Origin of the sequence: Geodermatophilus obscurus, from assembly GCF_900115395.1 — a bacterium.
GTDB classification, from domain to species: domain Bacteria; phylum Actinomycetota; class Actinomycetes; order Mycobacteriales; family Geodermatophilaceae; genus Geodermatophilus; species Geodermatophilus obscurus_B.
Map to the genome: position 1 here is coordinate 125,534 of NZ_FOWE01000005.1, position 20,487 is coordinate 146,020.

Sequence of the window (20,487 nt, forward strand, 5' to 3'; positions counted from 1 at the left end):
GCACTTCCGCGGAGCTGCCCGGGGCAGATCCGCGGAAGTGCACGGTCAGAGCTGGAGGTGCAGGCGGAGTGCGTCGTCGAGGGTGGCCATCGTCGCGGCGGGGACCCGACCGAGCACGGCGCCGACGCGCTCGACCGCGACCGCGCGTACCTGTTCCGCCTGGGCCTTGCTGTCGACCTGCAGACCGGTGTCCTCGGCCGGGAGCAGGGTCTGGAAGGGGAAGACCCGTGTGGTGTTGCTGGTGACCGGGACGACGGTCACCACGCCGCGCCGCAGACGATCCGCCACCGCGTTGGCCCGGTCGTTGCTGACGACGACTGCGGGTCGGCGCTTGCCGGCCTCGCTGCCGCGGATGGGCTCGAGGTCGACGAGGCGGATCTCACCGCGGAGCATCGTCCAGCCCGTCCCCTGCGGTCGTCTGCCAGTCGGCCTCCTCACCCGAGGCCCGCCATTCCTCCCACGCGGCCGCGTAGTCGTCCTCGAGGTCCGGGTGACGGAGCAGGCGGATCGCGTGCTGCAGGGCCGCCGACCGGGACCGCAGGCCGGTCGACCGGGCGTAGTCGTCGAGAACGGCGACGTCCTCCTCGGTCAGGCTCACACTGAGCTTCACACCGCGATGCTACTTCGGTGGCACCACGACGGGACGCACGTCCGCGGATGTGCCCGAGGTGCTCCGCCCCAGCCGCCGAGGTGGCGTGCGGCCGGGACGCCTCCCGCGCGCGAGAGGCGCCCCGGTGCACATCACCGTCGGGTCGGGACGGACTCAGACGCGGACCTGGTCGTCGTCGCGGTCCTCGCGCAGGGTGGGCTCGGCCGCCGGGACGGCGGCGTGCGCGCCCGACCGCAGCAGCGCCGCGAGCTCCTCCTCCGACTCCACCGCCTCGCCGCGGGCGACCATGCCGGCGTGCTCGGCGAGCGGGATCTCCCTGAGCGCGAACGACAGCAGCAGCGCGAGGACCAGCAGCGGCACGAGGTACCAGAACACCGGCGCGAGCGAGTCGGCGTAGGCGTCCACGATCGCCGTCCGCAAGGGCTCCCCGGCGGCCTCGACCGCGGCCGGCACCAGGGTGTCCGGCGAGGTGATGCCCGCGGCGGCCGCCTGCTCGGCGTTGCCGGTCAGCGCGCCGGTCAGGTTCTGGGCGAGCCGGCTGGTGAACAACGTCCCGAAGACGGCGACGCCCAGGGTGGCGCCCACCTCGCGGAAGTAGTTGTTCGTGGAGGTGGCGGTGCCGATCTGGGTGGCCGGGACGGCGTTCTGCGCGGCCAGGACGACGTTCTGCATGATCAGGCCGAGCCCGCAGCCGAGCGCGAAGAACATCACGCCGATGGTCCACAGCGACGTCCCGCCGGTCAGCGTGGTCATCCAGACGACGGCCCCGAGGATCACCGCGGTCCCGGCGATGGTGAACCGCTTGTACCGGCCGGTCCTGAGGATGGACGCCGCCGAGCCCTGGATCGTGACGATGATGCCGGCGGTCATCGGCAGCATGAGCAGACCCGAGTTCGCGGCCGACAGCCCGGAGCTCATCTGCAGGAACGTCGGCATGAACGCGATGGCCGAGAACATGCCCAGCCCCACGGCCATCCCCATCCCGGTGGCGACGACGAACGTGCGGTTGCGGAAGAGGCTCAGCGGCACGATCGGCTCGACCGCGCGCCGCTCGACCAGCACGAACGCCACCACGGAGACGGCGAACGCGGCCAGCAGCGCGAGGGTCAGCGGGTCGGTCCAGCCGTCGCTGCCGCCGAGGTCGGTGAACAGCACCAGCGACGTCGTGGTGGCCGACAGCGCGACGATGCCGGCGACGTCGAGCGGGGTGGTGCTGCGCTTGCGCGGCAGGGACAGCGCGAACCAGCCGATGAGGAAGGCGCCGATGCCGACCGGCACGTTGACCCAGAAGCACCACTCCCAGCCGAGTGCCGGCGAGTCGGTGAGGAAGCCGCCGACCAGCGGCCCGGCGACGGCGGACAGGCCGAACAGGGCGCCGATCGGGCCCATGTACTTCGCCCGCTCCCGGGCCGGGACGATGTCGGCGATGATCGCCTGCGACAGGATCATCAGCCCGCCGCCGCCGAGGCCCTGCACCCCGCGCCAGATCACGAACCAGGTGAAGTCCGGCGCCAGCGCGGCGCCGACGCTGGCCGCGGTGAACAGGCCGATCGCGACCAGGAAGAGGGTGCGGCGGCCCCACAGGTCGCCGAACTTGCCGTAGACGGGCATGACGAGCGTCGTCGCCAGCAGGTAGGCGGTGGTCACCCACGCCATGTGCGAGACGCCGCCGAGCTCGCCGACGATCGTGGGCATCGACGTCGACACGATCGTCTGGTCGAGGGCGGCCATGAGCATGCCGGCCAGCAGGGCGCTGAAGACGACGTTGATGCGGCGCCGGGTCAGGACGATGGGCGGTGCGGAGCTGTCGGGCGGGGCCTGCACGGAGGTCCTCTCTCGGGTCGTTCGGCGGTGCCGCTGGCGCGCGGCACCGAGGGGAGAGCGGACGGCGCCGGCCGCTCGGGGGATCAGCGGCGCGGGGCGGGGAGCCCGGCGGCCAGCGCGTCCCACGCCTCGTCGACGAGGGCGGGAAGGGACGCGGAGAAGTCGCTGGCCAGCCAGGCGTGCAGGGCGGTGCGCATGGCCGTCCCGGACACCGCGGCGAGCAGGGTGGGGTAGACGTCGGCGCCGACGGTGGTGCCGGTGCGGGCGGCGATCGCGTCGGCCAGGGCCCGCTCGGCGGAGCCGAAGACCGCGTGCAGCCGGGCGACGAGGACCGGGTGCTCGTCGATGACCCGCAGCCGCAGCGGCCACAACGTCTCGGGCTCACCGGCCATCTCGGTGGCCTGCTGGGCGTGGACCGCGCGCAGCGCCTCGACCGGCGACTCCTGCGCCGGCCGTGCGGTGAACCGCTCGGCGGCCTGTCCGACGGCGGAGGCGTCGATCCCGACGACGGCGTCGTCCTTGGTCGGGAAGTAGTTGAAGAAGGTGCGCGGGGAGACGTCGGCGCGGGCGGCGATGTCGTCGACCGAGACGCCGTCCAGGCCGCGCTCGGCCACCAGCTGCAGCGCCGCCTGGTGCAGCGCCAGGCGGGTGGCGAGCTTCTTGCGCTCGCGCAGGCCGGAGGTCACCGGGACATGATCGCGCGAAACGTGCAGTCCGTGCAATGTTGCGTGCACTGCACGGCGTGTCGCGTCCGTCGCAGGCGGGCGGCGTCCCGGCTCACCGCAGCGCGTCCTGGCTCACCGCAGCGCGTCCTGCGTCACCGTCGACCGTGAGCCAGGACGCCGCACGATCAGGTCACCTGATCATGCGCGGCCACACGTCAGTCGCGGTCGCGCTGCTCCTCGATCGCCCGCAGGACGGTCTTGCGTCCCTTGCCCAGGTCCTTCTCCGCGTGCTCGGCCCGGTCGAGCTGGGAGTCCCCGTGCATCTCCCCGACCCGCTCGCGCGCCTCGGTCGCCGTCACGTCCACGAGCTCGGCCGCCTTCCGGGCCTCCTTCGCCGCGTCGGTGTTGGTGACGTGCTGCTCGCGGCCCTGCCGCTTGCGCGTGTCGGTCGCCTCCTTCTCCTCGTCGGTGAGCAGCTCCCACGCCGCGTCGGGCAGGTAGCGCTTCGTCCCGTCGGAGCCGCGCGCCCGGTCGCCGCCGTCGGCGGTGTGCCAGTCCTGCCCGGTCCACTCCTGCAGGTGCCGCTGCGCCTCGGTGCGCTCGCCCTCGTGCCGGTAGCCGCCGCCCTGCGCCTCGTACTCATGGGTGAGCAGCTGGCTCTTGCGGGCGCTCCACTGGCCGGGCCGCCCGCCCCTGTCCCCGGCCTTGATCTCCTCCTTGAGCCGCGCGCGCAGCTCCGGGTCCGTGTAGTCCTCGGCGTAGTCCTCGGCCGACTTCCCGCTCATGGGACCGGGGTACCCCGATCCGGCCGCGCCTCACCCGGTCTCGCACGACCGACCTGTGAGTGGTGGGTCAGCGGCCGGCGGGGGCGGCGCGCACGTGGATGCGCTCGCCCTGGGGGCCGTAGAGCGCGAGGACCTCGGCGGGCCGGTCCTCGGGGTTGCCCATCCAGTGCGGCACGTGCGTGTCGAACTCGGCCACCTCGCCGGCGGTGAGGACGACGTCGGTGTCGCCCAGCAGCAGCCGCAGCCGGCCCGACAGCACGTAGAGCCACTCCCAGCCCTCGTGGCTGCGCTGCTCGCCAGGCTCGCCGCCCCAGCGCGGCGGGAGCACCAGCTTGTAGGCCTGCAGACCACCGGGCCGGCGGGTGAGCGGGATGAACGTGGCGCCGTGCCGGGTGATCGGCTTGAGCCGCACCCGCGGGTCGCCGGTCTCGGGGGCGCCGACCAGCTCGTCGAGCGGCACCTGGTGTGCCCGGGCGAGGGGCAGCAGCAGTTCGAGGGTGGGCCGGCGCTGCCCCGACTCCAACCGCGACAGCGTCGACACCGAGATGCCGGTGTCCTCCGACAGCTGGGCGAGGGTGGCGCCGCGTTGCCGCCGGAGCTCCCGCAGTCGCGGGCCCACGGCATCGAGGACGTCGTCGAGGTCGGGCACGCCGCACACTTTGCCGTTCCGGCAAGGAAGTTTGTCAAGGCGGCACGGGTGGGCGCACAGTCGCCGGCATGGACGAGACATACGACGTGGTGGTCATCGGCGGGGGAGCGGCCGGCCTGTCCGGCGCCCTCGCCCTGGGACGGGCGCGCCGCTCGGTGGCGGTGGTCGACGAGGGGACGCCGCGCAACGCGCCGGCGCACGCGATGCACAACTACCTCGGTCGCGACGGCACCCCGCCGGCCGACCTGCTCGCCGCCGGACGGGCGGAGGTCGCCGGGTACGGCGTCGCGCTGGTCGACGGCACGGTCACCGCGGTGGGCGGCTCGGTGGGCGCCTTCACCGTCGAGACGGCGGCTGGGCGGGTGCTCCGCGCGCGCCGGCTGCTGGTCACCACCGGGCTGACCGACGAGCTGCCGGAGATCCCGGGCGTGCGCGAGCTGTGGGGCACCGACGTGCTGCACTGCCCGTACTGCCACGGGTGGGAGGTGCGGGACCAGGCGATCGGCGTCGTGGCCACCGGTCCCCTGTCGCTGCACCAAGCGCAGCTGTGGCGGCAGTGGAGCGCCGACGTCGTGCTGTTCCAGCACACCGCGGACGCGCCGCCGGCCGACGTCGCGGAGGCCCTGGCCGCCCGCGGTGTCCGCGTCGTGACCGGCGAGGTCGTCGCGCTGGAGACCGACGGCGGCCGACTGACCGGCGTCCGCCTGGCGAGCGGCGAGGTCGTGCCCCGCGCGGCCGTCGTCGTCGCGCCGCGGTTCACCGCCCGCTCGGCGGTGCTCGCCGATCTGGGCATCGAGGCCGAGCCGTTCCGGATGGGCGAGGTGGTCATGGGCACCCACGTGCCGGTCGACGCGCGCGGCGCCACCGCGGTCCCGGGCGTGTGGGCGGCCGGCAACGTCACCGATCTCGGCGCCCAGGTGGTCTCGTCCGCGGCAGCCGGGCTGTGGGCGGCCGGCCAGATCAACGCCGACCTCCTCGCCGAGGACACCCGCCTCGCCGTCGACGTGCTGCGCGCGCAGACCGACCCGGTGTACGGCGAGCAGTGGTGGGAGGAGCGCTACCGGTCGCACGCGCACACCGTGTGGAGCGGCCGGGTCAACGACGTGCTGGCCACCGAGGCCGCCGACCTCCCGCCGGGGCGCGCGCTCGACGCCGGCGCCGGCGAGGGCGGCGACGCCGTCTGGCTGGCCCGGCGCGGCTGGGCGGTGACCGCGCTCGACCTCTCCCGCACGGCGCTGGACCGGGCGGCCGCGGCGGCCGAGGCGGCCGGCGTGGCGCTCGACACCCGTCAGGCCGACGTCTCGTCGTGGGAGCCCGGCGACGAGCGGTGGGACCTGGTGACGGCGTCGTTCCTGCACTTCCTGCCCGCCACCCGCGACGACGTGCTGCGCCGGCTGGCCACCGCGGTCGCGCCCGGCGGCACGCTGTTGGTGACCATGCACGACGGCGGCGACCTCTCCCGCGGCGTGCAGCGTCCGGGCCTGCCCGAGTGGTACGCCACCGGCGAGCAGCTGGCCGCCGTGCTCGACGCCGGGGACTGGGAGGTCGAGGTGGCGGAGTCGCGTCCCCGCGAGGCCCGCGGTCACGAGCACGGGTCGGTGCACGTGGCCGACGCGGTGCTGCGGGCGCGGCGCCGTCAGCCGGCCGTGTCGCCGTCCTCCCGCGGGTAGAGGAACCGCAGCCGGGCCGGCGGGCTGAACGGCGCCCAGCCGTCGCGCGTCTGGGCCAGCCGGTCGGCCACCAGCCACAGCACCGCGGGGTCGAGACCCATGCCGAGGTGGCTGGCGTGCACGCCGACGTTCTCGGCCCGCGGTCCCGGCCGCTGCCGGCAGGCCCGCCAGTCGACGACGCCGTCCCACCGCGAGTAGACGGCGGTGCTCGGCACCGGCAGGCCGCCGCGCAGGTCGCCGCGACCGCGGGGGACGGCGTGCAGGTGGCGGTACCGGTCGTAGGTGCGGGCACCGGGCGAGTCGTCGGCGGGGCGGCCCGCCAGCGCGAACGGTGAGCCGAGGCTGATCACCTGGCGCACCAGCCGCGGGACCCGCGTCGCCAGCCGCCGGGCGTAGATGCCGCCGAGGCTCTGCCCGACGATGCTCACCGGCCCGCCCTGCCGCTCGGCCAGCCGCTCCACCAGCCGGGGCAGCTCGTCGGTGATCTCCTTGGTCGGGCCGCGGTTGCGGCCCAGCTCCCAGCCGACCACGGGGTACCCCAGCCCGCGCAGCCACCGGCGCAGCGTCCCGGTCGAGACGTCGGAGGCGAGCAGCCCGGGGAGGACGAGCACGCCGTGCGGCTCACCGCGCGGGGCGCCGCGCAGCAGGGGGTAAGCCAGCGCGAGGGCGCCGGCACTGGCCGCGGCCCGCGCCGGCTCGGTGGCGGCCAGCAGGGTGGCGCGCCGGGCGGGCGGGCGGCGTCCGGGGGTCTCGGACACGGGCTCTCCTCCGACAGTGGTGCAGCGGGACCCCCGGCCCCTACCCGCGCGGACGCCGCACGACCACGTTCATGACGCGGGTCCGGCACCCGATCCGGGCCGGATGCCGTCCAAGTCCGCGTCATGGCCAGGGGCCGGAGGGGTCTTCACCTGTGCACGGCCCACACGGCGAGGACGCCGCACCGGGCCACCGACGGATGGAGACCCCCATGACCAGCACGCTCAAGCGCTCCGCCTTCTGCCTGGTCGCGTCGACCGCGCTCGTCACCGGCGTCGCCGGCACCGCCAGCGCCCAGCCGGTGGACCAGGACGGCCTGGTCAACGTCAACGTCGGCGATGTGACGGTGACCGTCCCGATCGGCATTGCCGCCCAGATCGCGGCAAACGTCTGCGGCGTCAAGGTCGGCCCGGTGGCGGTCCTGGGCACGGCCGTCGACCGCGGCGGCGAGGTGGACCCCGTCTGCACGACCGACCAGGGAGACATCACCATCACGCAGAACGTCTGACCTGAGCCCGGCGCGGTTCCCCCGGCCGCGCCGGCCCAGCCCCCGGCCGGGACCGTGACCCCGTGCCCGGTCGGGGGTCCGGGTCAGCGCCGGTGCAGCAGCGCCCGCTGGGCCATGTCCGACGTCGCCAGCACCTCGCTGAGGAACTCCGCGGCCGCGGCCGCCACCTCGGGCAGCTCGTCGGCGGGGGTCTCCCGCAGCACCTCCAGCAGCACCTCGTGGTGCACGCTCGCGACCTCGAGGATCCCCAGCCCCTGCGTGACCGCGGCCCGCCCGAGCTCGTACCCCCGGCTCAGCGAGGCCTCGCAGCGGCGGGTGAGGTGGGCCAGGAAGGCGACGCGGTAGTCGCGGGTGAGGCCCTCGACGCCGCCGGTCACGCCGGCCCGCCCCGCGCGCCCACTGCCGGGCGGCGGCCCCCGGCGATCCGGTCGAGGAGGGCCAGGCCCTCCTCGAGGTCGAGGGCGGTGTGCAGCGCCCCGGTGTCCATCCCCAGCGACACCATCGCGAAGGCCACGTCCGGCTGGATGCCGACCACCACCGTCACCGCGCCGCGCAGCCGGGCAACCTCCGCGATCGTCCGCAGCGTCCGGGTGGCGAAGGAGTCCAGGACGTCGAGCGCGGCCACGTCGATCACCACGCCCCGCGACCGGTCCCGGCCGATCCGGTCGACCAGGTCGTGCTGGAAGGCGGTCATCTGCGTGTCGTCCAGGGCCGTGTGCACCGAGGCGATGAGGTGGGAGCCCTGCCGCAGGATCGAGACGAGCCGTGGTCCGGTCACGGCGCCGTCCCGTCGTCCCCGCCGGCGGTCGGGTAGCCGAGGAGGCGCTCGGCCTCCTCCAGGCCGCCCTGCAGGTCGCCGATGGTGTCCATCTTGCTGAGGTCGACCCCGATGGTCACCAGCGTCTGGGCGATCACGGGGGACAGGCCGGTGATGATGACGCTGGCCCCCATCAGCCGGGAGGCGTCGACCGTCTGCACCAGGTGGTTGGCCACCGACTCGTCGACCTCGGGGACGCCGGTGATGTCGATGACCACCACCCGCGCACGGTGGGTGCGGATGCCGTTGAGCAGCTGCTCGGTGAGCTGGCGGGCACGCTCCCGGTCGAGGACCCCGATGATCGGCAGGATGAGCAGCCGCTCCCGCACCGGCAGCACCGGGGTGGACAGCTCGCGGATGGAGTCCTGCTGCTGCCGGATGACCCGCTCGCGCTCCTCCACGAAGCTGACCGCGACGGTGTTGGCGATGCGGTTGGCGGCCGGCTCGTAGGCGTCGAGCACCCGGTTGAGCAGGCCGAAGTCGCGCTGGTACTTCTCGAACAGGGACCGGGCGAGGACGTCGCGCAGCAACAGCACGATCCCCACGACCTCGTGGGTCTCGACGCCGCGCGGGATGATCCGCTCGGAGAGGTCGCGGGCGTAGCGCTGCAGGGCCTCGACGCTGCCGGTCTCCAGCACCTCGACGTAGTTGTCGTAGACCGACGTCGTCTCGGCGGCCATCTCCTGCGGCGTCATGGCGTGCAGCAGCCCGGCCAGCTGGATGCGGTCGGCCCACTCGTGCCGCAGCCGCGCGCGGTGCTCGCGCAGGTGCGCGACGAGCTGGGGGAGCAGCTGGTCCTCGGCCAGGCCCTCCAGGCCGTCGAGGCCGTCCAGGCCCCCGGGGCCCCCGGTCGTCGTGCCCTGTCCTCGGTAGCCGGTCATCGCTCACCACACCATCTCGTCATCGTCACCGTCGTGCCCCGCCCCACTTCGGAGGCGATCGCGAACTCGTCCATCAGCCGCCGGGCGCCGGGGAGGCCCAGGCCCAGGCCGGCGTAGGTGCTGTAGCCGTCCTGCAGCGCCCGCTCGACGTCGGGGATGCCGGGGCCGGTGTCGCGGGCGGTCACCCGCACGCCCGTGCGCGGCTCCTCGAGGACCTCCACGACCACCTCGCCGGAGCCCGCGAACTTGACGATGTTGCGGGTCACCTCGGAGACGGCCGTGGCGATGAGCGTCAGGTCGGTGCGGGAGAAGCAGCCGAGCCGGGCGGCCAGTTCGCGGGCGGCCTGCCGGGCCGCGACGACGTCGCCGTCGCCGTCGACGGGGATGCGGACGGCGTCCTCGCGCGGCGGCGCACGGTCGAGCAGCGGCTGGCTGAGCCCGGCACAGGCGTCGCACTCCAGCAGGTGCCGCCCGGCCTCGACCTCGCGCTGGCGGCGGCGGTCACCGCTGGACAGGGCGAGCAGGACGGGGCGGCACCGGTCGGTCGGCGGCTCGGTGTGGTCCCGGGCCAGCAGGTACTCCACGCGCAGCCGGGCCCGGGCCCGGTGCAGCTGGGCGGCGACGGCACCGGGGGTGGACCCGAGCTCGGCGGCCAGTGACCGGGTGTCCCGGCCCGACACCTCGTGGGCGAGCAGCGCCTCGCGGTCGCGGTCCCCGAGCCGGGCGAGCGCCTCGGCCACCGCGGCGCGCTCCTCGGAGGCGAGCAGCTCGGTGTCGGGCGGGTCGGGGGTGTCGAGGTCGACGACCCGGTGCTGGTTGCGCCGCTGCCGGTCCCGGTCGCGCCAGGCGGTGGCGACGACGTTGCGTGCGGTGGCGATGGCGTATGGCTCGAGCATCCCGGCGTCGACCCGCCCGGCGGCGGCCAGCACCCGCACCAGCGTCTCCTGGACGAGGTCATCAGCCATGGCCGCGTCGTCCACGCGGGCGGCGACGATGCGCCGGACCATGGGGATCAACGAGGCCACGGCGTCGTCACCGTGTGGTGACCGCGTGGCGGACCCGGTGGCCGCCATGAGCCGGACGCTACGCCCGGACGGCCGTCACCGTGCCGGAAGCGGGCACGGTGACGGCCGCCGGTGTCAGCGCTCGGCGAGGTAGGCGGCGGCGGTGGCCCGCAGCCGCTCGTGCACGCCGTCGGCCGCGGTGGCACCCGGCAGGTACCGCTTCGCCAGCTTGGCCACCATCGTGTAGTTGGTGTCGACGACGTTCCCCGCCGGCGCCAGCCCCGCCTGGCTGACCAGTTGCAGCGCGTCGAGGGGGTCCCAGCCGGTCAGCTGCGCCGCCCAGGTGACCAGGTCGTGCTGGCTGACCCGGTAGGCGTCCTCCAGCGGCCGCACCGAGCCGGTCGACATGAGGAACTCGTCGGTCTCCAGCCGCGGCCACGCCGGGCCGCCGCCCTTGACGAGGTCGACGACGACCACGGTGCGCATCGCCGACTCGACGGCGGTCCCGCACACCTCGCCCTCGCCCTGCCGGCAGTGCCCGTCACCGATCGACAGCTGCCCGCCGGGCACGTTCACGCCGAAGTACGCCGTCGTGCCCGCGCGCACCTCGGGGGTGTCCATGTTCCCGCCGTGCGCACCGGGCGTGATGCTGGCGAACACCTCGCCGGAGGCCGGCGCGACGCCGATCGTGCCGTGCATCGGGTCGAGCGGGAGCTCCACCTCCGGCCCGCCGCGGCGCGGCCGGAACAGGCAGGTGCCGCGCTCCCGGTCGACCTCGTAGAGCCAGACCAGCTCCTCGAGCGGGTCGTGCAGCATCGCGGTGCTGTGCGTGGTGGTGAGCGCGCCGAAGTGCGGGAACGTGCTCGACACCGCCCAGTCGCGGGCCGGCGCGACGTCGACCAGGTGCACCGCGAGGGTGTCGCCGGGCTCGGCGCCCTCGACCGCGATCGGCCCGGTGACGGGGTTGAGGTAGGGGAACTGGCACACGACGCTCGGCAGGTCCTCGACGCTGCGGACCTTCCCGGCGTAGCAGTCCTCGGTGGTCAGTTCGACCACCGTGCCGGGTGCGACGGTCAGCAGCGGCTCGCCGCCGCCGAACGACCACCGCCACTGGTCGGGCGTCGGCTCCAGGGTGACGACCTCGAGGGACTGCGTCACAGCTCCTCCTCCGCCCGGATCTCGGGCTTCCGGCCCGTGGCGACCAGGAAGACCATCAGCGCCACGCCGATGAGCAACCAGACGAACCCCAGCCGCTGGGCCGTCACCTGGGCGTTGACGACGACGTAGACCAGGATGGCGAACCCGAGGACGGGCACCACCAGGTGCAGCCACCAGTTCCTGCTCCGCTGCCTGCCGACGTAGTGCACGACGACCGACACGTGCAGGAGCAGGAACGCCGACAGGGCACCGAAGTTCACCAGCGTGGACAGCAGCGTGATGCCGTCCTCCCGGGTCGTCATGTACCAGCCGAGCAGGAGGGAGACGGCCGCGACCAGCAGGGTCGCGTTGACCGGCACGCGGCGGGTCGGGTGCACCTGCCGGAGGAAGCCCGGCAGCTGCCGGTCCCGCGCCATCGCGAACAGCAGCCGGGAGGTGGCCGCCTGCGCGACGAGGGAGTTGGCGAAGCCCCACGCGACCGCCGTCGCCACCGCGGTGAGCGTGCCCAGCCAGGCACCCCCGGCCACCTCGGCGGCGTCGTAGAAGGCGGTGCCGGCGGCGTCCCCCTCGGCGATGAGGGTGTCCGGGTCGGGCACGAGCAGCGCCGCCACCCAGGTCTGGACGATGAACAGCGTCCCGGCCAGGGCGAGCGCGGCGATCATCGCCTTGCCGATCGAGCGGGCGGAGTCGCGGTTCTCCTCGGCCAGGGTGGAGATGCCGTCGAAGCCGAGGAAGCTCAGCACGGCCACCGACACGGCCCCGAAGACGAGCTCGAGGGAGAAGGCGTCCGCGTCGTAGATCGGGGAGAAGTCGAAGCCGCGGCCCTCACCGGAGGCCAGCGCGACGACGCCGATCACCAGGAAGATCGCGAGCACGATCAGCTCGCCGACGAGCATGATCTTGTTGACCCGCGCGGTGAACTCGATGCCGAAGTAGTTGACGACGGTGTTGAGCACGACGAAGCCGATCAGCCAGACCAGCACCGGCACCGAGGTGACGATCGAGTTCATCGCGATCGCGGCGATGAGGTAGAGCAGCGCGGGGACCAGCACGTAGTCGAGCAGGATCATCCAGCCGGCGATGAAGCCGACCGGCTGGGCGATGCCGCGGCCGGCGTAGGTGTAGACCGAGCCCGCCATCGGGAACGCCCGCGACATCTGCGAGTAGGACGCGGCGGTGAAGGCCATGGCCAGGCCGCCGATCGCGTACGCCAGGGCGACCATGCCACCGGAGGCCTGGAAGACGCCGCCGAAGATGCCGAACGGCGCGATCGGGACCATGAAGACCAGGCCGTAGACTAGCAGGTCGGTGAAGGTCAGCGAGCGCTTGAGCTCCTGGCGGTAGCCGAACTCCTCGACGCCGGCCGCACCGGCGGCGGGCACCGATCCGGCGCCGGTGCTCCCGGGCAGGTCGGGGGAATGGGTGGGGCGGTGGTCGCTCACGGCTCCTCCTCTCGGCCGGCTCGGGGCCGGACGCGGGGGAGGGTAGACCCCTGTTGTTTCCACGTGGAAGCACCTCGGGGTCAGGCGCGCGGCGCGACCTCGCGGAAGACGAGTCCCTCGGCACGGGCCAGGCGCGGGGGAGCCGGCCGCGCGGGTCCGCCGGACCCCGGCCCGAGCAGGCCGGCGGCGGTGCGGACGCCGTCGTGGACGCCGCGGGCGTAGGCGCAGACCACTGGCGCGGAGGGGCCGGCGCGGGCCGCGAGCCGCTCCTGCAGGTCGAGCTGGCCCTCGTCGCCGCTGCCGTCGGGGGCGGCGAAGGAGGGCATGCAGGCGTAGAGCTCCCCGCCGCTGTCCCCGCCGACGGCGTAGAGGCCGTTCTCCTCCAGCGCGCCGGAGAGCCGCACCACCCGCCGGTCGAGGCCGGCGCGGGCGAAGGCCCGGTTGAAGGCCACCAGGTCGCGGCCGACCAGGCTGAGCAGGACGGCGTCGGCCCTGCTGCGGCGGACCAGGTCCAGCGCCGGGCCGGGGTCCATCGGGCCGAAGGGCACCAGCCGCTCGTCGACCACCTCAGCGCCGAGGTCGGCCAGCACCGTCCGGGCGGCGCGGTGCACCGCCTGCGGCCAGACGTAGTCGGTGCCCAGCAGCAGCCAGCGCCGGGCGTGCCGGTGGCGGACCAGCCAGGCGAGGGCGGCGGCGTGCTGGGCCAGCGGCGAGGAGCCGATCCGCAGCACGCCGGGACGGGCGCGGCCGCCCTCGTGCGGCGGGGTGAACACGTAGCCGGCGCGGCCGGCCAGCGCTGCTGCGACCGCCCGGGAGACGTCACTGGTGGAGAACCCGACGAACACGTCGACGGCGCCGGCCGCGTGCAGCGCCGCCACGTCGGCGGCCACCTCGACGGGGCGCCGTCCGGCGTCGACGGTGACCAGTTCGACGGCGCGGCCGCGGACCCCGCCGGCGTCGTTGAGCTCGTCGGCCGCCAGCCCCGCGAGGTCGAGCGCCGACGGCGCGGTCATCGCCAGCGGACCGGTGAGCGGGAGGGCCAGGCCGACGCGCAGGACGCCGGGGGAGCGGCCGGTGACGGCGGCCTCCCAGGCGTCGATCGGGACGGTCGGGCCGGTCACTCCCTGAGTATGGTGCGGTCCATGGCGGTCGAGCAGCAGGCCACGGGCGCTCCCGCGCCGCCGTCGGCCGCTCCCTCGCTCGTCGAGCTGCTCACCGTGGTCGCGCGGCGGGTGGCCCGCGGGGTCACCGCGGTGCTCGCCGAGGACGGCGCGACGCTCGACTCCTACCGCTTGATGCGGGCGCTCGGCAGCGGGCCGGGGCGCACGATGGGCGAGCTCGGCGCGGCGCTGTGCCTGCCGGCGCCCACCACCACCCGGCTGGTCGACGCCCTGGTCGACGCAGCGCTCGCCTATCGGCTGCCCGACCCAGACGACGGGCGGCGGGTGCGGGTGCACCTGGCGGCGCGCGGGCGCACCCGGCTCGACCGGCTCGAGGCATTGGTGGCGGCGCACGAGGCCGCGCTGGCCGCCGAGCTTGGCGCCGACCGGGTCGGCGCGCTGGTCGCCGCGCTCACCGACCTCGCGGCGCCGCAGGACCCCCTGCCCGGGAGCTAGTCCGCCGGGGGCAGGACGCGGGGCACGAACACCTCGTCGATCGGGCGGGGGCCGACGTACTGCCGGCACGTGCACGGCACCCAGGTGTGACCGGCCCAGCGGCCGCGCTTGTCGTAGGCGTCGCGGCGCAGCTCGGCGTAGCAGGTGTTGGTCCCGGTGTCGTGCTGGCTCAGCGGGTGCCCGCAGCCGCACACCGGCTGGGGGTTCGCCGGTGGCGCCGGGGGCCGGCGGCGCCCGATCCGGCCCGCCACGAAGCCGACGGCCACCAGCACCGCACCGACCACCAGGCTGACTGGTTCCACCGCTCACTCCTCACGCCGCCGTCCTCCCGACGGTAACGCCGGGAGGACCGTCGTGGTGCCGGCGGGGGACCGGGTCAGGTGTCCTGCTTGCCCCGCCCGCTGACCGCGTCCCGCAGGTGGTCGACGAGCGCGGCGACCGGGCCGACCACCGTGCGGACCACGCCCTCGTTCGGCGTCATCGGGTGCGGCCGGGTCGGCGCGATCTTCTTCACCCGCTCGACCGCCTCCGCCATCCGCACCAGCTCGGCGCGGTCGAAGGACGCCCGCAGCTCGGTGAACATCCGGCTCTCCTCGTGCTCCACGTGCGTGCGGATCTCGTGGATGAGGGTCCGGATCTCGACGTCGTACCGCTCGTCGGCGGGGTCGAGCCGCTCGAGCTGCTTCATCGTCTGCTCGGCGGAGTCGTGCTCGTGCTTGGAGCGCTCGGCCTCCTCCGCGTCCACCTCCTTCTGCACCCGCGGGTAGACCTGCGTCTCCTCGGCGACGGAGTGCTTGACCAGGCCGATGCTCACCTCGTCGACCAGGGCGCGTTTGCGGGCCAGCACGTCGGGGTCGGTGCTGCCCATGAGCTGCTCGAGCTCTCGGAAGATGCGGTCGAACTCGCGGTGGTCGGCGCTCAGCAGCTCCACCACGTCACGCTGGGTCTCGGTCACGGTGTCTCCCGGCTCGCTGACCTGCGTCCCCCCTGCTCGGGGACGCCCCGACCCTTCCCCGCGGCACCCGCCGGCACACCCCCGCGGCCCTGTCCCGCGACCAGGGGGTTTCGGCCGGATGTGGCCTGGGGCACAGCAGGTCCGTGGAGTCCTACGCGGTGGGTTTCGCCCGGCCCGACCGGTGGTCCCGCGGCACGCCGGCCGGGGAGCACACGCCCTGGCACGCCGTCGAGGCGCACCGCCCGGCCGCGGAGCTCGACGGGGAGGTCGAGCTGGCGCTGTGCGGCGCCATCGTGCAGGTGTGGGGCAGCCAGGTCTGGGCGCGGATCGGCAGCGGCCGCACCGGGTGCCCGGAGTGCCGCCGGCTGTCCGGCCTGCCGCAGCCGGCGCAGCTCAGCCGCGCCGGCTGAGCCCCCGCCGGGTCAGCGCCGCCGGCCGCTGATCGCCGACAGCCCGGTGATCTCCCGCCCGACGATGAGCGCCTGCACGTGGTCGGTGCCCTCGAAGGTGTAGATCGCCTCGATGTCGGCGTGGTGGCGGGCGATGTGGTGCTGCAGCAGGATGCCGTCGCCGCCGAACAGGTCGCGGGAGTCGGCCACGATCCGCCGGGCGGTGGCGCAGCAGTGCCGTTTGGCCAGCGAGGCCATCGCGGCGGTCATCCGGCCGGCGTCGGCCAGGCTCGACAGCCGCCAGCACATCAGCTGCATCGTCGTGATCTCGGCGAGCATCGTCGCCAGCTTCTCCTGCACCAGCTGGTAGCCGGCGATCGGCTGGCCGAACTGCTCGCGCTGCAGGCAGTGGGCGAGCGCCAGCTCGTAGGCGGCCATGGCCACGCCCAGAGCCCGCCAGGCGACGGTGTAGCGGGTGCGGTCGAGGATGGTCGAGACGTCCTTGAACGACCGGCAGTTCTCCAGCCGGTTCTCCGCCGGGACGCGGGCGCCCTCGAGGGTGATCTCGGCCTGCCACACCGCCCGCAGCGCCGTCTTGCCGGTCATCACCCGCGCGGTGAACCCGGGCGTGCCCTTCTCGACGACGTAGCCGCCGACCTGCCCGTCCTCCCCGCGCGCCCAGATGAGCACGTAGTCGGCGATCGACCCGTTGCCGATCCACTTCTTCTGCCCGTCGAGGACGTAGGAGTCACCGTCGCGGCGCGCGCGGGTCTCCAGGGCGACGGCGTCGCTGCCGTGCTGCGGCTCGGTCAGCCCGAACGCGCCGATCTTCTCCATCCGCGCCATCGCGGGCAGGAACCGCTCGCGCTGCTCCTCCGAACCGAGCAGCGCGATCGACTGCATCGCCAGGAAGCTGTGCACGCCGTTGAAGGTGCCGATGCTGCCGTCGGCGCGGGCGAGCTCGGCGGCGACCAGGCCGGCCGCGACGGCGCTCATGCCCGGCGAGCCGTAGCCCTGCACGGTGCCGCCGGCGATGCCCAGCTCGGCGAAGCCGGGCACCAGCTCGAACGGGAAGTCGCCGCGCTCCCAGTAGTCGTTGATCCGCGGCGTGACCTCCTTGGCGCACCAGTCGGCCACCCGGTCGCGGACCTCGACCTCCTCGGGGGCCAGGAGCTCCTCGATGGCGTAGAAGTCGGTGCGCGCGGTCTCGGTCACGCGCCGACGCTACGCGCGGGCGGGGCATGCTGCCGGGCGTGCGGATCGTCGTCGCGCCCGACTCCCTCAAGGGCTCCCTGACCGCCGCGGAGGCCGCCGACGCGGTCGCCCGCGGCGTGCGCCGGGCGGTGCCCGGCGCGGAGGTGCTCACCCGTCCGATGGCCGACGGCGGCGAGGGGACGGTGGCCGCCGCGCTGCGCGCCGGGTACCGCCCGCGGACGGTGCGGGTCAGCGGCCCCGACGGCCGCGCGGTCGACGCCGTCCTCGCCGTCGACGGCGACACCGCGGTGGTCGAGCTCGCCGCCGCGGCCGGGATCGGCCTGCTGCAGACCCCGGCGCCGCTGACCGCCACCACCCGCGGGGTCGGGGAGCTGCTGCTGGCCGCGCTCGACGCCGGTGCGCGCCGGGTGGTGCTGGGCCTGGGCGGCAGCGCCACGACCGACGCCGGTGCGGGCCTGCTGCAGGCGCTCGGCGTGCGGCTGCTCGACGCCGCGGGCCGCGACGTCCCGCCCGGCGGCGCGGGCCTCGCCCTGCTGGAGCGCATCGACGTCGGCGCCCGCGACCGGCGGCTGCACGGCCTCGCGGTGCGGGTGGCCACCGACGTCGACAACCCGCTCACCGGCCCGGCCGGGGCGGCCGCGGTCTACGGGCCGCAGAAGGGCGCGACGCCGGAGCAGGTCGCCGAGCTCGACGCCGCGCTGGCCCGGTTCGCCGCCGTCGTGCGCCGCGACCTCGGCATCGACCTGGAGGGACGGCCGGCGATGGGCGCGGCCGGGGGCACCGCCGCCGGCGTGGCCGCCGTCCTCACCTGCTCGGTCGGCTCGGGCGCGGAGCTGGTCGCCGACCTCGTCGGGCTGGACGCCGCGCTCGCCGGCGCCGCCCTCGTCGTCACCGGCGAGGGGTCGCTGGACGCGCAGACGCTGCGCGGCAAGGCGCCGGCGGTGGTGGCGGCGCGGGCGCGCGCGGCCCGGGTGCCGTGTGTGGGGCTGGCAGGCCGCGTGGCGCTGACCCCGGGCGAGCTCGCGGCCGCCGGGTTCGCGGCCGCGCCCGCGCTCACCGAGGTCGAGCCCGACGTCGGCCGCTGCCTCACCGACGCCGCCGCCGTTCTCGAGGAGCTCGCCGCCCGCACGGTCGGGCCCCGGGTGGCGGCCGGCCCGCGCGGCTGAGTCCCGCTCCGGGGGGACACCCGCGCGCGCGGGCCGACGGTAGGTTGCGGTGTCCGCCCGGCCGCCCGAGGAGCCCCGTTGCCGTTCCTGCTGCACCGGCTGCTGCGCTTCGCCCGCACCCGGCTGCCGGGCTGGCGCCTGCCGCTGGCCGTGGCGCTGCTGGTCTTCCTCAGCAGCTGGGGGCTCATGGCGCTGGCCGAGCCCGGGGCCGACATCGTCGCCCCCGCGAACTACTGGTGGTACTTCGTCGTCACGGCCGCCACCGTCGGCTACGGCGACCTGTTCCCGGAGACCCTCGCCGGCCACGCCGTCGGCGCGTACGTGATCGTCGGCGGGATCGTCACGCTGACGCTGCTGTTCACCGAGCTGGCCACCGCCCTGCAGAACGCGCGGGGCAAGCGTCTGAGAGGGGTGGTGGGCCTGGACGTCCGGGACCACGTCGTCGTCCTGGGGTACACGCCCGGGCGGACCGAGCGGATCGTCGCCGAGCTCACCGTCGAGCCGGGCACGCACGTGGTGCTGTGCGCCCACGACGACGTGCCGGGCAACCCGATGCCCGAGCAGCGCGCCGTCTCCTTCGTCCGCGGCGACCTCACCCACGCCGACGTCATGCACCGGGCCTGCGTCGAGCACGCCCGGACGGCGGTCATCGACGGCCGCGACGACAACGAGACGCTGGCCATCGCCGTCGCCGTCGACCACGCCAACCCGGCGGTGCACATGGTCGCCGCCGTCCGCGACCTCGCCCGCCGCGACACCCTGCGCTACGTCAACCCCGGCGTACAGGTGGTGCAGTGGCACATGCCGTTCCTGCTGTCGGAGGAGGCGGCCGACCCGGGGCTGACCCAGGTCTACAACGAGCTGATGACGGCCGGCGGCCACGGCAACACCTACTCGGTGCGGGTGCCGCGCGGCGGCCTGGCGCACCGCACCTTCGGCGACTGCCAGACCGCCTTCGGCCGCGAGCACGGCGCGACGGTGCTCGCCCTGCGCACCGACGACGGCCTGCTGGTCAGCCCGTCGTGGGACACCCCCGTGCCCGAGGGCGCCACGCTGTACTACGTCGCCTCCCGGCGACTGGACCCCGCGCGGCTCGCCCAGCGGAGCTGAGCGGGCCGGTCACCACCAGCCGGCCGCGGCGGCCACCAGGGCGACCACCCCGCCCAGCGCGGCGAGGACGGCGAGCACGGCCAGCACGACCGGCACGACGACCCAGCGCCGCTTGAACCGCAGCCGCCGGGCCGGGGCACCCGCACGGCGGGCGGGACCCCCCGGACGGAGGGCGACCGGTGGCGGTGCCGGCGGCGGCACGGGGGCGACCCTCCGGTCGGCGCGCCGGTCCCGGCGCTCGCGGCGCTTGTCGGCCAGGTGGCGGGCCTGGTCGCGGGCGTCGCGGGCGACGGTGCCGATGACCGACGCGAGCGCCCGCAGGTCGTCGCGGTCGAAGCGCTCCACCTGGCCGCCGAGGGAGGGGGCGTCGGCGGCCGGGGTGCCGTCGGGCTCGGGCGGCGACCACGCCGGGCCCGGCCCGGCCCCGGCGAGGGCGTCGCGCAGGCCGGCCCGGGCGCGGGCGACGTCCCACCGCTGTTCCTGGTCGCGGGTGAGCAGGCCCTGCAGCACCGGTGCGAGGGGGCCGGCCCGCTCGGGCGGTGCGGGGTCCTCCTGGACGACGGCGAGCAGCGTGGCCATCGGCTCGGGCCGGTCGAAGGCCAGCCGGCCCTCGACCGCCGTGTAGAGGGTGGCGCCCAGGGACCACAGGTCGACCGCGGGCCCCGGCTCCTCCCCGCGCGCCCGCTCCGGGGACATGTAGGCCGGCGACCCGAGGATCGCGCCGGAGGTGGTGATCGAGGCGTCGCCGGTCGCCGTCGCGATGCCGAAGTCGGTGAGGTGCGCCGAGCAGTCGGTGCCGACGAGCACGTTGGCCGGCTTGACGTCGCGGTGCACGATCCCGGCGGCGTGCGCGGCCTCCAGCGCGTCGAGGACGTCGAGGCCGATGCGGGCAGCGGTGCGCCACGGCAGCGGGCCCGATCGCTGCACGACCTCCTGGAGGCTGCGCGACTCGACCCGCTCCATGACCAGCCAGGGCCGGCCGTCCTCCTCGACGACGTCGTAGAGGGTCGTCACGCAGGGGTGGACCAGCCGGGCCGCCGTGCGGGCCTCCCGCAGGGTCCGGGCCCGCAGCGAGGCGCGCTCCTCGTCGGAGAGGTGCGGCGGGAACGACACCTCCTTGAGCGCGACCGGTCGGTTGAGCACCTCGTCGGTGGCGTCCCAGACGACTCCCATGCCCCCGCGGCCCAGGACGCCGGTCACGGAGTAGCGCCCGGCGACCAGACGCCCGGTTCCGGTTTCGGCGGACATGCCAGAACGCTACGCCCGG

Annotated in this window: 24 protein-coding genes; 6 read left to right on the top strand and 18 right to left on the bottom strand. The window is 75.2% G+C overall.

The features are described from left to right. Positions 1 to 45: 45 nt before the first annotated feature. From BM165_RS11165 to BM165_RS11190, 6 genes are all read right to left on the bottom strand, one after another. Positions 46 to 393, bottom strand: coding sequence for a type II toxin-antitoxin system PemK/MazF family toxin (locus BM165_RS11165; RefSeq protein ID WP_075013627.1), 348 nt, complete (start codon positions 391 to 393; stop codon positions 46 to 48). Next, positions 380 to 610: a ribbon-helix-helix domain-containing protein gene (locus tag BM165_RS11170; protein ID WP_075013628.1), complete on the bottom strand. Its 231-nt coding sequence runs from the start codon at positions 608 to 610 to the stop codon at positions 380 to 382. The genes BM165_RS11165 and BM165_RS11170 overlap by 14 nt, the downstream gene beginning before the upstream one ends. Before the next feature lie 153 nt (positions 611 to 763). Continuing rightward, complete coding sequence (locus BM165_RS11175; RefSeq protein WP_075013629.1) at positions 764 to 2,434, bottom strand: MDR family MFS transporter; 1,671 nt, start codon at positions 2,432 to 2,434, stop codon at positions 764 to 766. A gap of 83 nt (positions 2,435 to 2,517) precedes the next feature. Then, entirely contained in the window at positions 2,518 to 3,120 is a 603-nt protein-coding gene (locus tag BM165_RS11180; protein ID WP_143108129.1) for an acyl-CoA-like ligand-binding transcription factor, read from the bottom strand. 194 nt (positions 3,121 to 3,314) lie between these two features. Continuing rightward, positions 3,315 to 3,884 carry a hypothetical protein gene (locus tag BM165_RS11185; RefSeq protein ID WP_075013631.1) on the bottom strand — a complete coding sequence of 190 codons (570 nt, stop codon included), beginning with the start codon at positions 3,882 to 3,884 and terminating at the stop codon, positions 3,315 to 3,317. Between the two features lie 67 nt (positions 3,885 to 3,951). Next, positions 3,952 to 4,533, bottom strand: a complete 582-nt coding sequence (locus BM165_RS11190) for a helix-turn-helix transcriptional regulator (protein WP_075013865.1) — start codon at positions 4,531 to 4,533, stop codon at positions 3,952 to 3,954. Positions 4,534 to 4,601: 68 nt separating this feature from the next. Here BM165_RS11190 and BM165_RS25655 point away from each other — a divergent pair, with 68 nt between their 5' ends. Beyond that, positions 4,602 to 6,203: an FAD-dependent oxidoreductase gene (locus tag BM165_RS25655; protein ID WP_075013632.1), complete on the top strand. Its 1,602-nt coding sequence runs from the start codon at positions 4,602 to 4,604 to the stop codon at positions 6,201 to 6,203. Here the strand turns inward: BM165_RS25655 and BM165_RS11200 are convergent. After that, positions 6,170 to 6,961: an esterase/lipase family protein gene (locus tag BM165_RS11200; protein WP_143108130.1), complete on the bottom strand. Its 792-nt coding sequence runs from the start codon at positions 6,959 to 6,961 to the stop codon at positions 6,170 to 6,172. The two genes, BM165_RS25655 and BM165_RS11200, sit on opposite strands and share 34 nt — an antisense overlap. 209 nt (positions 6,962 to 7,170) lie before the next feature. On the opposite strand from BM165_RS11200, the gene BM165_RS11205 reads away from it, so the two are divergent. Continuing rightward, positions 7,171 to 7,467 carry a hypothetical protein gene (locus BM165_RS11205; protein ID WP_143108131.1) on the top strand — a complete coding sequence of 99 codons (297 nt, stop codon included), beginning with the start codon at positions 7,171 to 7,173 and terminating at the stop codon, positions 7,465 to 7,467. An 83-nt stretch (positions 7,468 to 7,550) separates the two neighbouring features. On the opposite strand, the gene BM165_RS11210 is transcribed toward BM165_RS11205, so the two are convergent. From BM165_RS11210 to BM165_RS11240, 7 genes are all read right to left on the bottom strand, one after another. After that, on the bottom strand, positions 7,551 to 7,844 hold the full coding sequence (locus BM165_RS11210) for a phosphatase RsbU N-terminal domain-containing protein (protein WP_075013634.1): 294 nt from the start codon (positions 7,842 to 7,844) through the stop codon (positions 7,551 to 7,553). Beyond that, positions 7,841 to 8,245, bottom strand: a complete 405-nt coding sequence (locus BM165_RS11215) for an STAS domain-containing protein (RefSeq protein ID WP_075013635.1) — start codon at positions 8,243 to 8,245, stop codon at positions 7,841 to 7,843. The genes BM165_RS11210 and BM165_RS11215 overlap by 4 nt, the downstream gene beginning before the upstream one ends. Continuing rightward, positions 8,242 to 9,165, bottom strand: a complete 924-nt coding sequence (locus BM165_RS11220; protein ID WP_208976715.1) for an STAS domain-containing protein — start codon at positions 9,163 to 9,165, stop codon at positions 8,242 to 8,244. Before BM165_RS11220 ends, BM165_RS11215 begins: the two co-directional genes overlap by 4 nt. Next, the gene (locus BM165_RS11225; RefSeq protein WP_244274172.1) at positions 9,162 to 10,190 is read right to left on the bottom strand and encodes a sigma-70 family RNA polymerase sigma factor; all 1,029 of its coding nucleotides are present in this window, start codon (positions 10,188 to 10,190) and stop codon (positions 9,162 to 9,164) included. Before BM165_RS11225 ends, BM165_RS11220 begins: the two co-directional genes overlap by 4 nt. A 114-nt stretch (positions 10,191 to 10,304) precedes the next feature. Further along, positions 10,305 to 11,327 (bottom strand): acetamidase/formamidase family protein, encoded by a 1,023-nt coding sequence (locus tag BM165_RS11230; protein WP_075013637.1) that lies wholly within the window; start codon positions 11,325 to 11,327, stop codon positions 10,305 to 10,307. Next, on the bottom strand, positions 11,324 to 12,769 hold the full coding sequence (locus tag BM165_RS11235; RefSeq protein ID WP_244274173.1) for an APC family permease: 1,446 nt from the start codon (positions 12,767 to 12,769) through the stop codon (positions 11,324 to 11,326). The genes BM165_RS11230 and BM165_RS11235 overlap by 4 nt, the downstream gene beginning before the upstream one ends. 80 nt (positions 12,770 to 12,849) lie before the next feature. Beyond that, a complete protein-coding gene (locus tag BM165_RS11240; RefSeq protein WP_075013639.1) occupies positions 12,850 to 13,890 on the bottom strand; it encodes an ABC transporter substrate-binding protein in 1,041 nt (346 codons plus the stop codon). Between the two features lie 21 nt (positions 13,891 to 13,911). Here BM165_RS11240 and BM165_RS11245 point away from each other — a divergent pair, with 21 nt between their 5' ends. Next, positions 13,912 to 14,385: a MarR family winged helix-turn-helix transcriptional regulator gene (locus BM165_RS11245; protein ID WP_075013868.1), complete on the top strand. Its 474-nt coding sequence runs from the start codon at positions 13,912 to 13,914 to the stop codon at positions 14,383 to 14,385. Here BM165_RS11245 and BM165_RS11250 read toward each other — a convergent pair. Both BM165_RS11250 and BM165_RS11255 read right to left on the bottom strand, forming a co-directional pair. Beyond that, positions 14,382 to 14,687: a hypothetical protein gene (locus tag BM165_RS11250; RefSeq protein ID WP_075013640.1), complete on the bottom strand. Its 306-nt coding sequence runs from the start codon at positions 14,685 to 14,687 to the stop codon at positions 14,382 to 14,384. The two genes, BM165_RS11245 and BM165_RS11250, sit on opposite strands and share 4 nt — an antisense overlap. A gap of 74 nt (positions 14,688 to 14,761) precedes the next feature. Next, positions 14,762 to 15,340: a hemerythrin domain-containing protein gene (locus tag BM165_RS11255; protein WP_075013641.1), complete on the bottom strand. Its 579-nt coding sequence runs from the start codon at positions 15,338 to 15,340 to the stop codon at positions 14,762 to 14,764. A gap of 143 nt (positions 15,341 to 15,483) precedes the next feature. On the opposite strand from BM165_RS11255, the gene BM165_RS11260 reads away from it, so the two are divergent. Beyond that, positions 15,484 to 15,750, top strand: coding sequence for a hypothetical protein (locus tag BM165_RS11260; protein WP_075013642.1), 267 nt, complete (start codon positions 15,484 to 15,486; stop codon positions 15,748 to 15,750). 12 nt (positions 15,751 to 15,762) lie between these two features. Here the strand turns inward: BM165_RS11260 and BM165_RS11265 are convergent, their stop codons facing one another. Continuing rightward, on the bottom strand, positions 15,763 to 16,944 hold the full coding sequence (locus BM165_RS11265) for an acyl-CoA dehydrogenase family protein (protein ID WP_075013643.1): 1,182 nt from the start codon (positions 16,942 to 16,944) through the stop codon (positions 15,763 to 15,765). A 38-nt stretch (positions 16,945 to 16,982) separates the two neighbouring features. Here BM165_RS11265 and BM165_RS11270 point away from each other — a divergent pair, with 38 nt between their 5' ends. Next, positions 16,983 to 18,110 carry a glycerate kinase gene (locus BM165_RS11270; protein WP_208976716.1) on the top strand — a complete coding sequence of 376 codons (1,128 nt, stop codon included), beginning with the start codon at positions 16,983 to 16,985 and terminating at the stop codon, positions 18,108 to 18,110. Between the two features lie 78 nt (positions 18,111 to 18,188). Next, a complete protein-coding gene (locus BM165_RS11275) occupies positions 18,189 to 19,220 on the top strand; it encodes an ion channel (protein ID WP_075013645.1) in 1,032 nt (343 codons plus the stop codon). 9 nt (positions 19,221 to 19,229) lie between these two features. Here BM165_RS11275 and BM165_RS11280 read toward each other — a convergent pair whose 3' ends face one another. After that, positions 19,230 to 20,468: a serine/threonine-protein kinase gene (locus BM165_RS11280; protein ID WP_075013646.1), complete on the bottom strand. Its 1,239-nt coding sequence runs from the start codon at positions 20,466 to 20,468 to the stop codon at positions 19,230 to 19,232. Positions 20,469 to 20,487 lie beyond the last annotated feature (19 nt).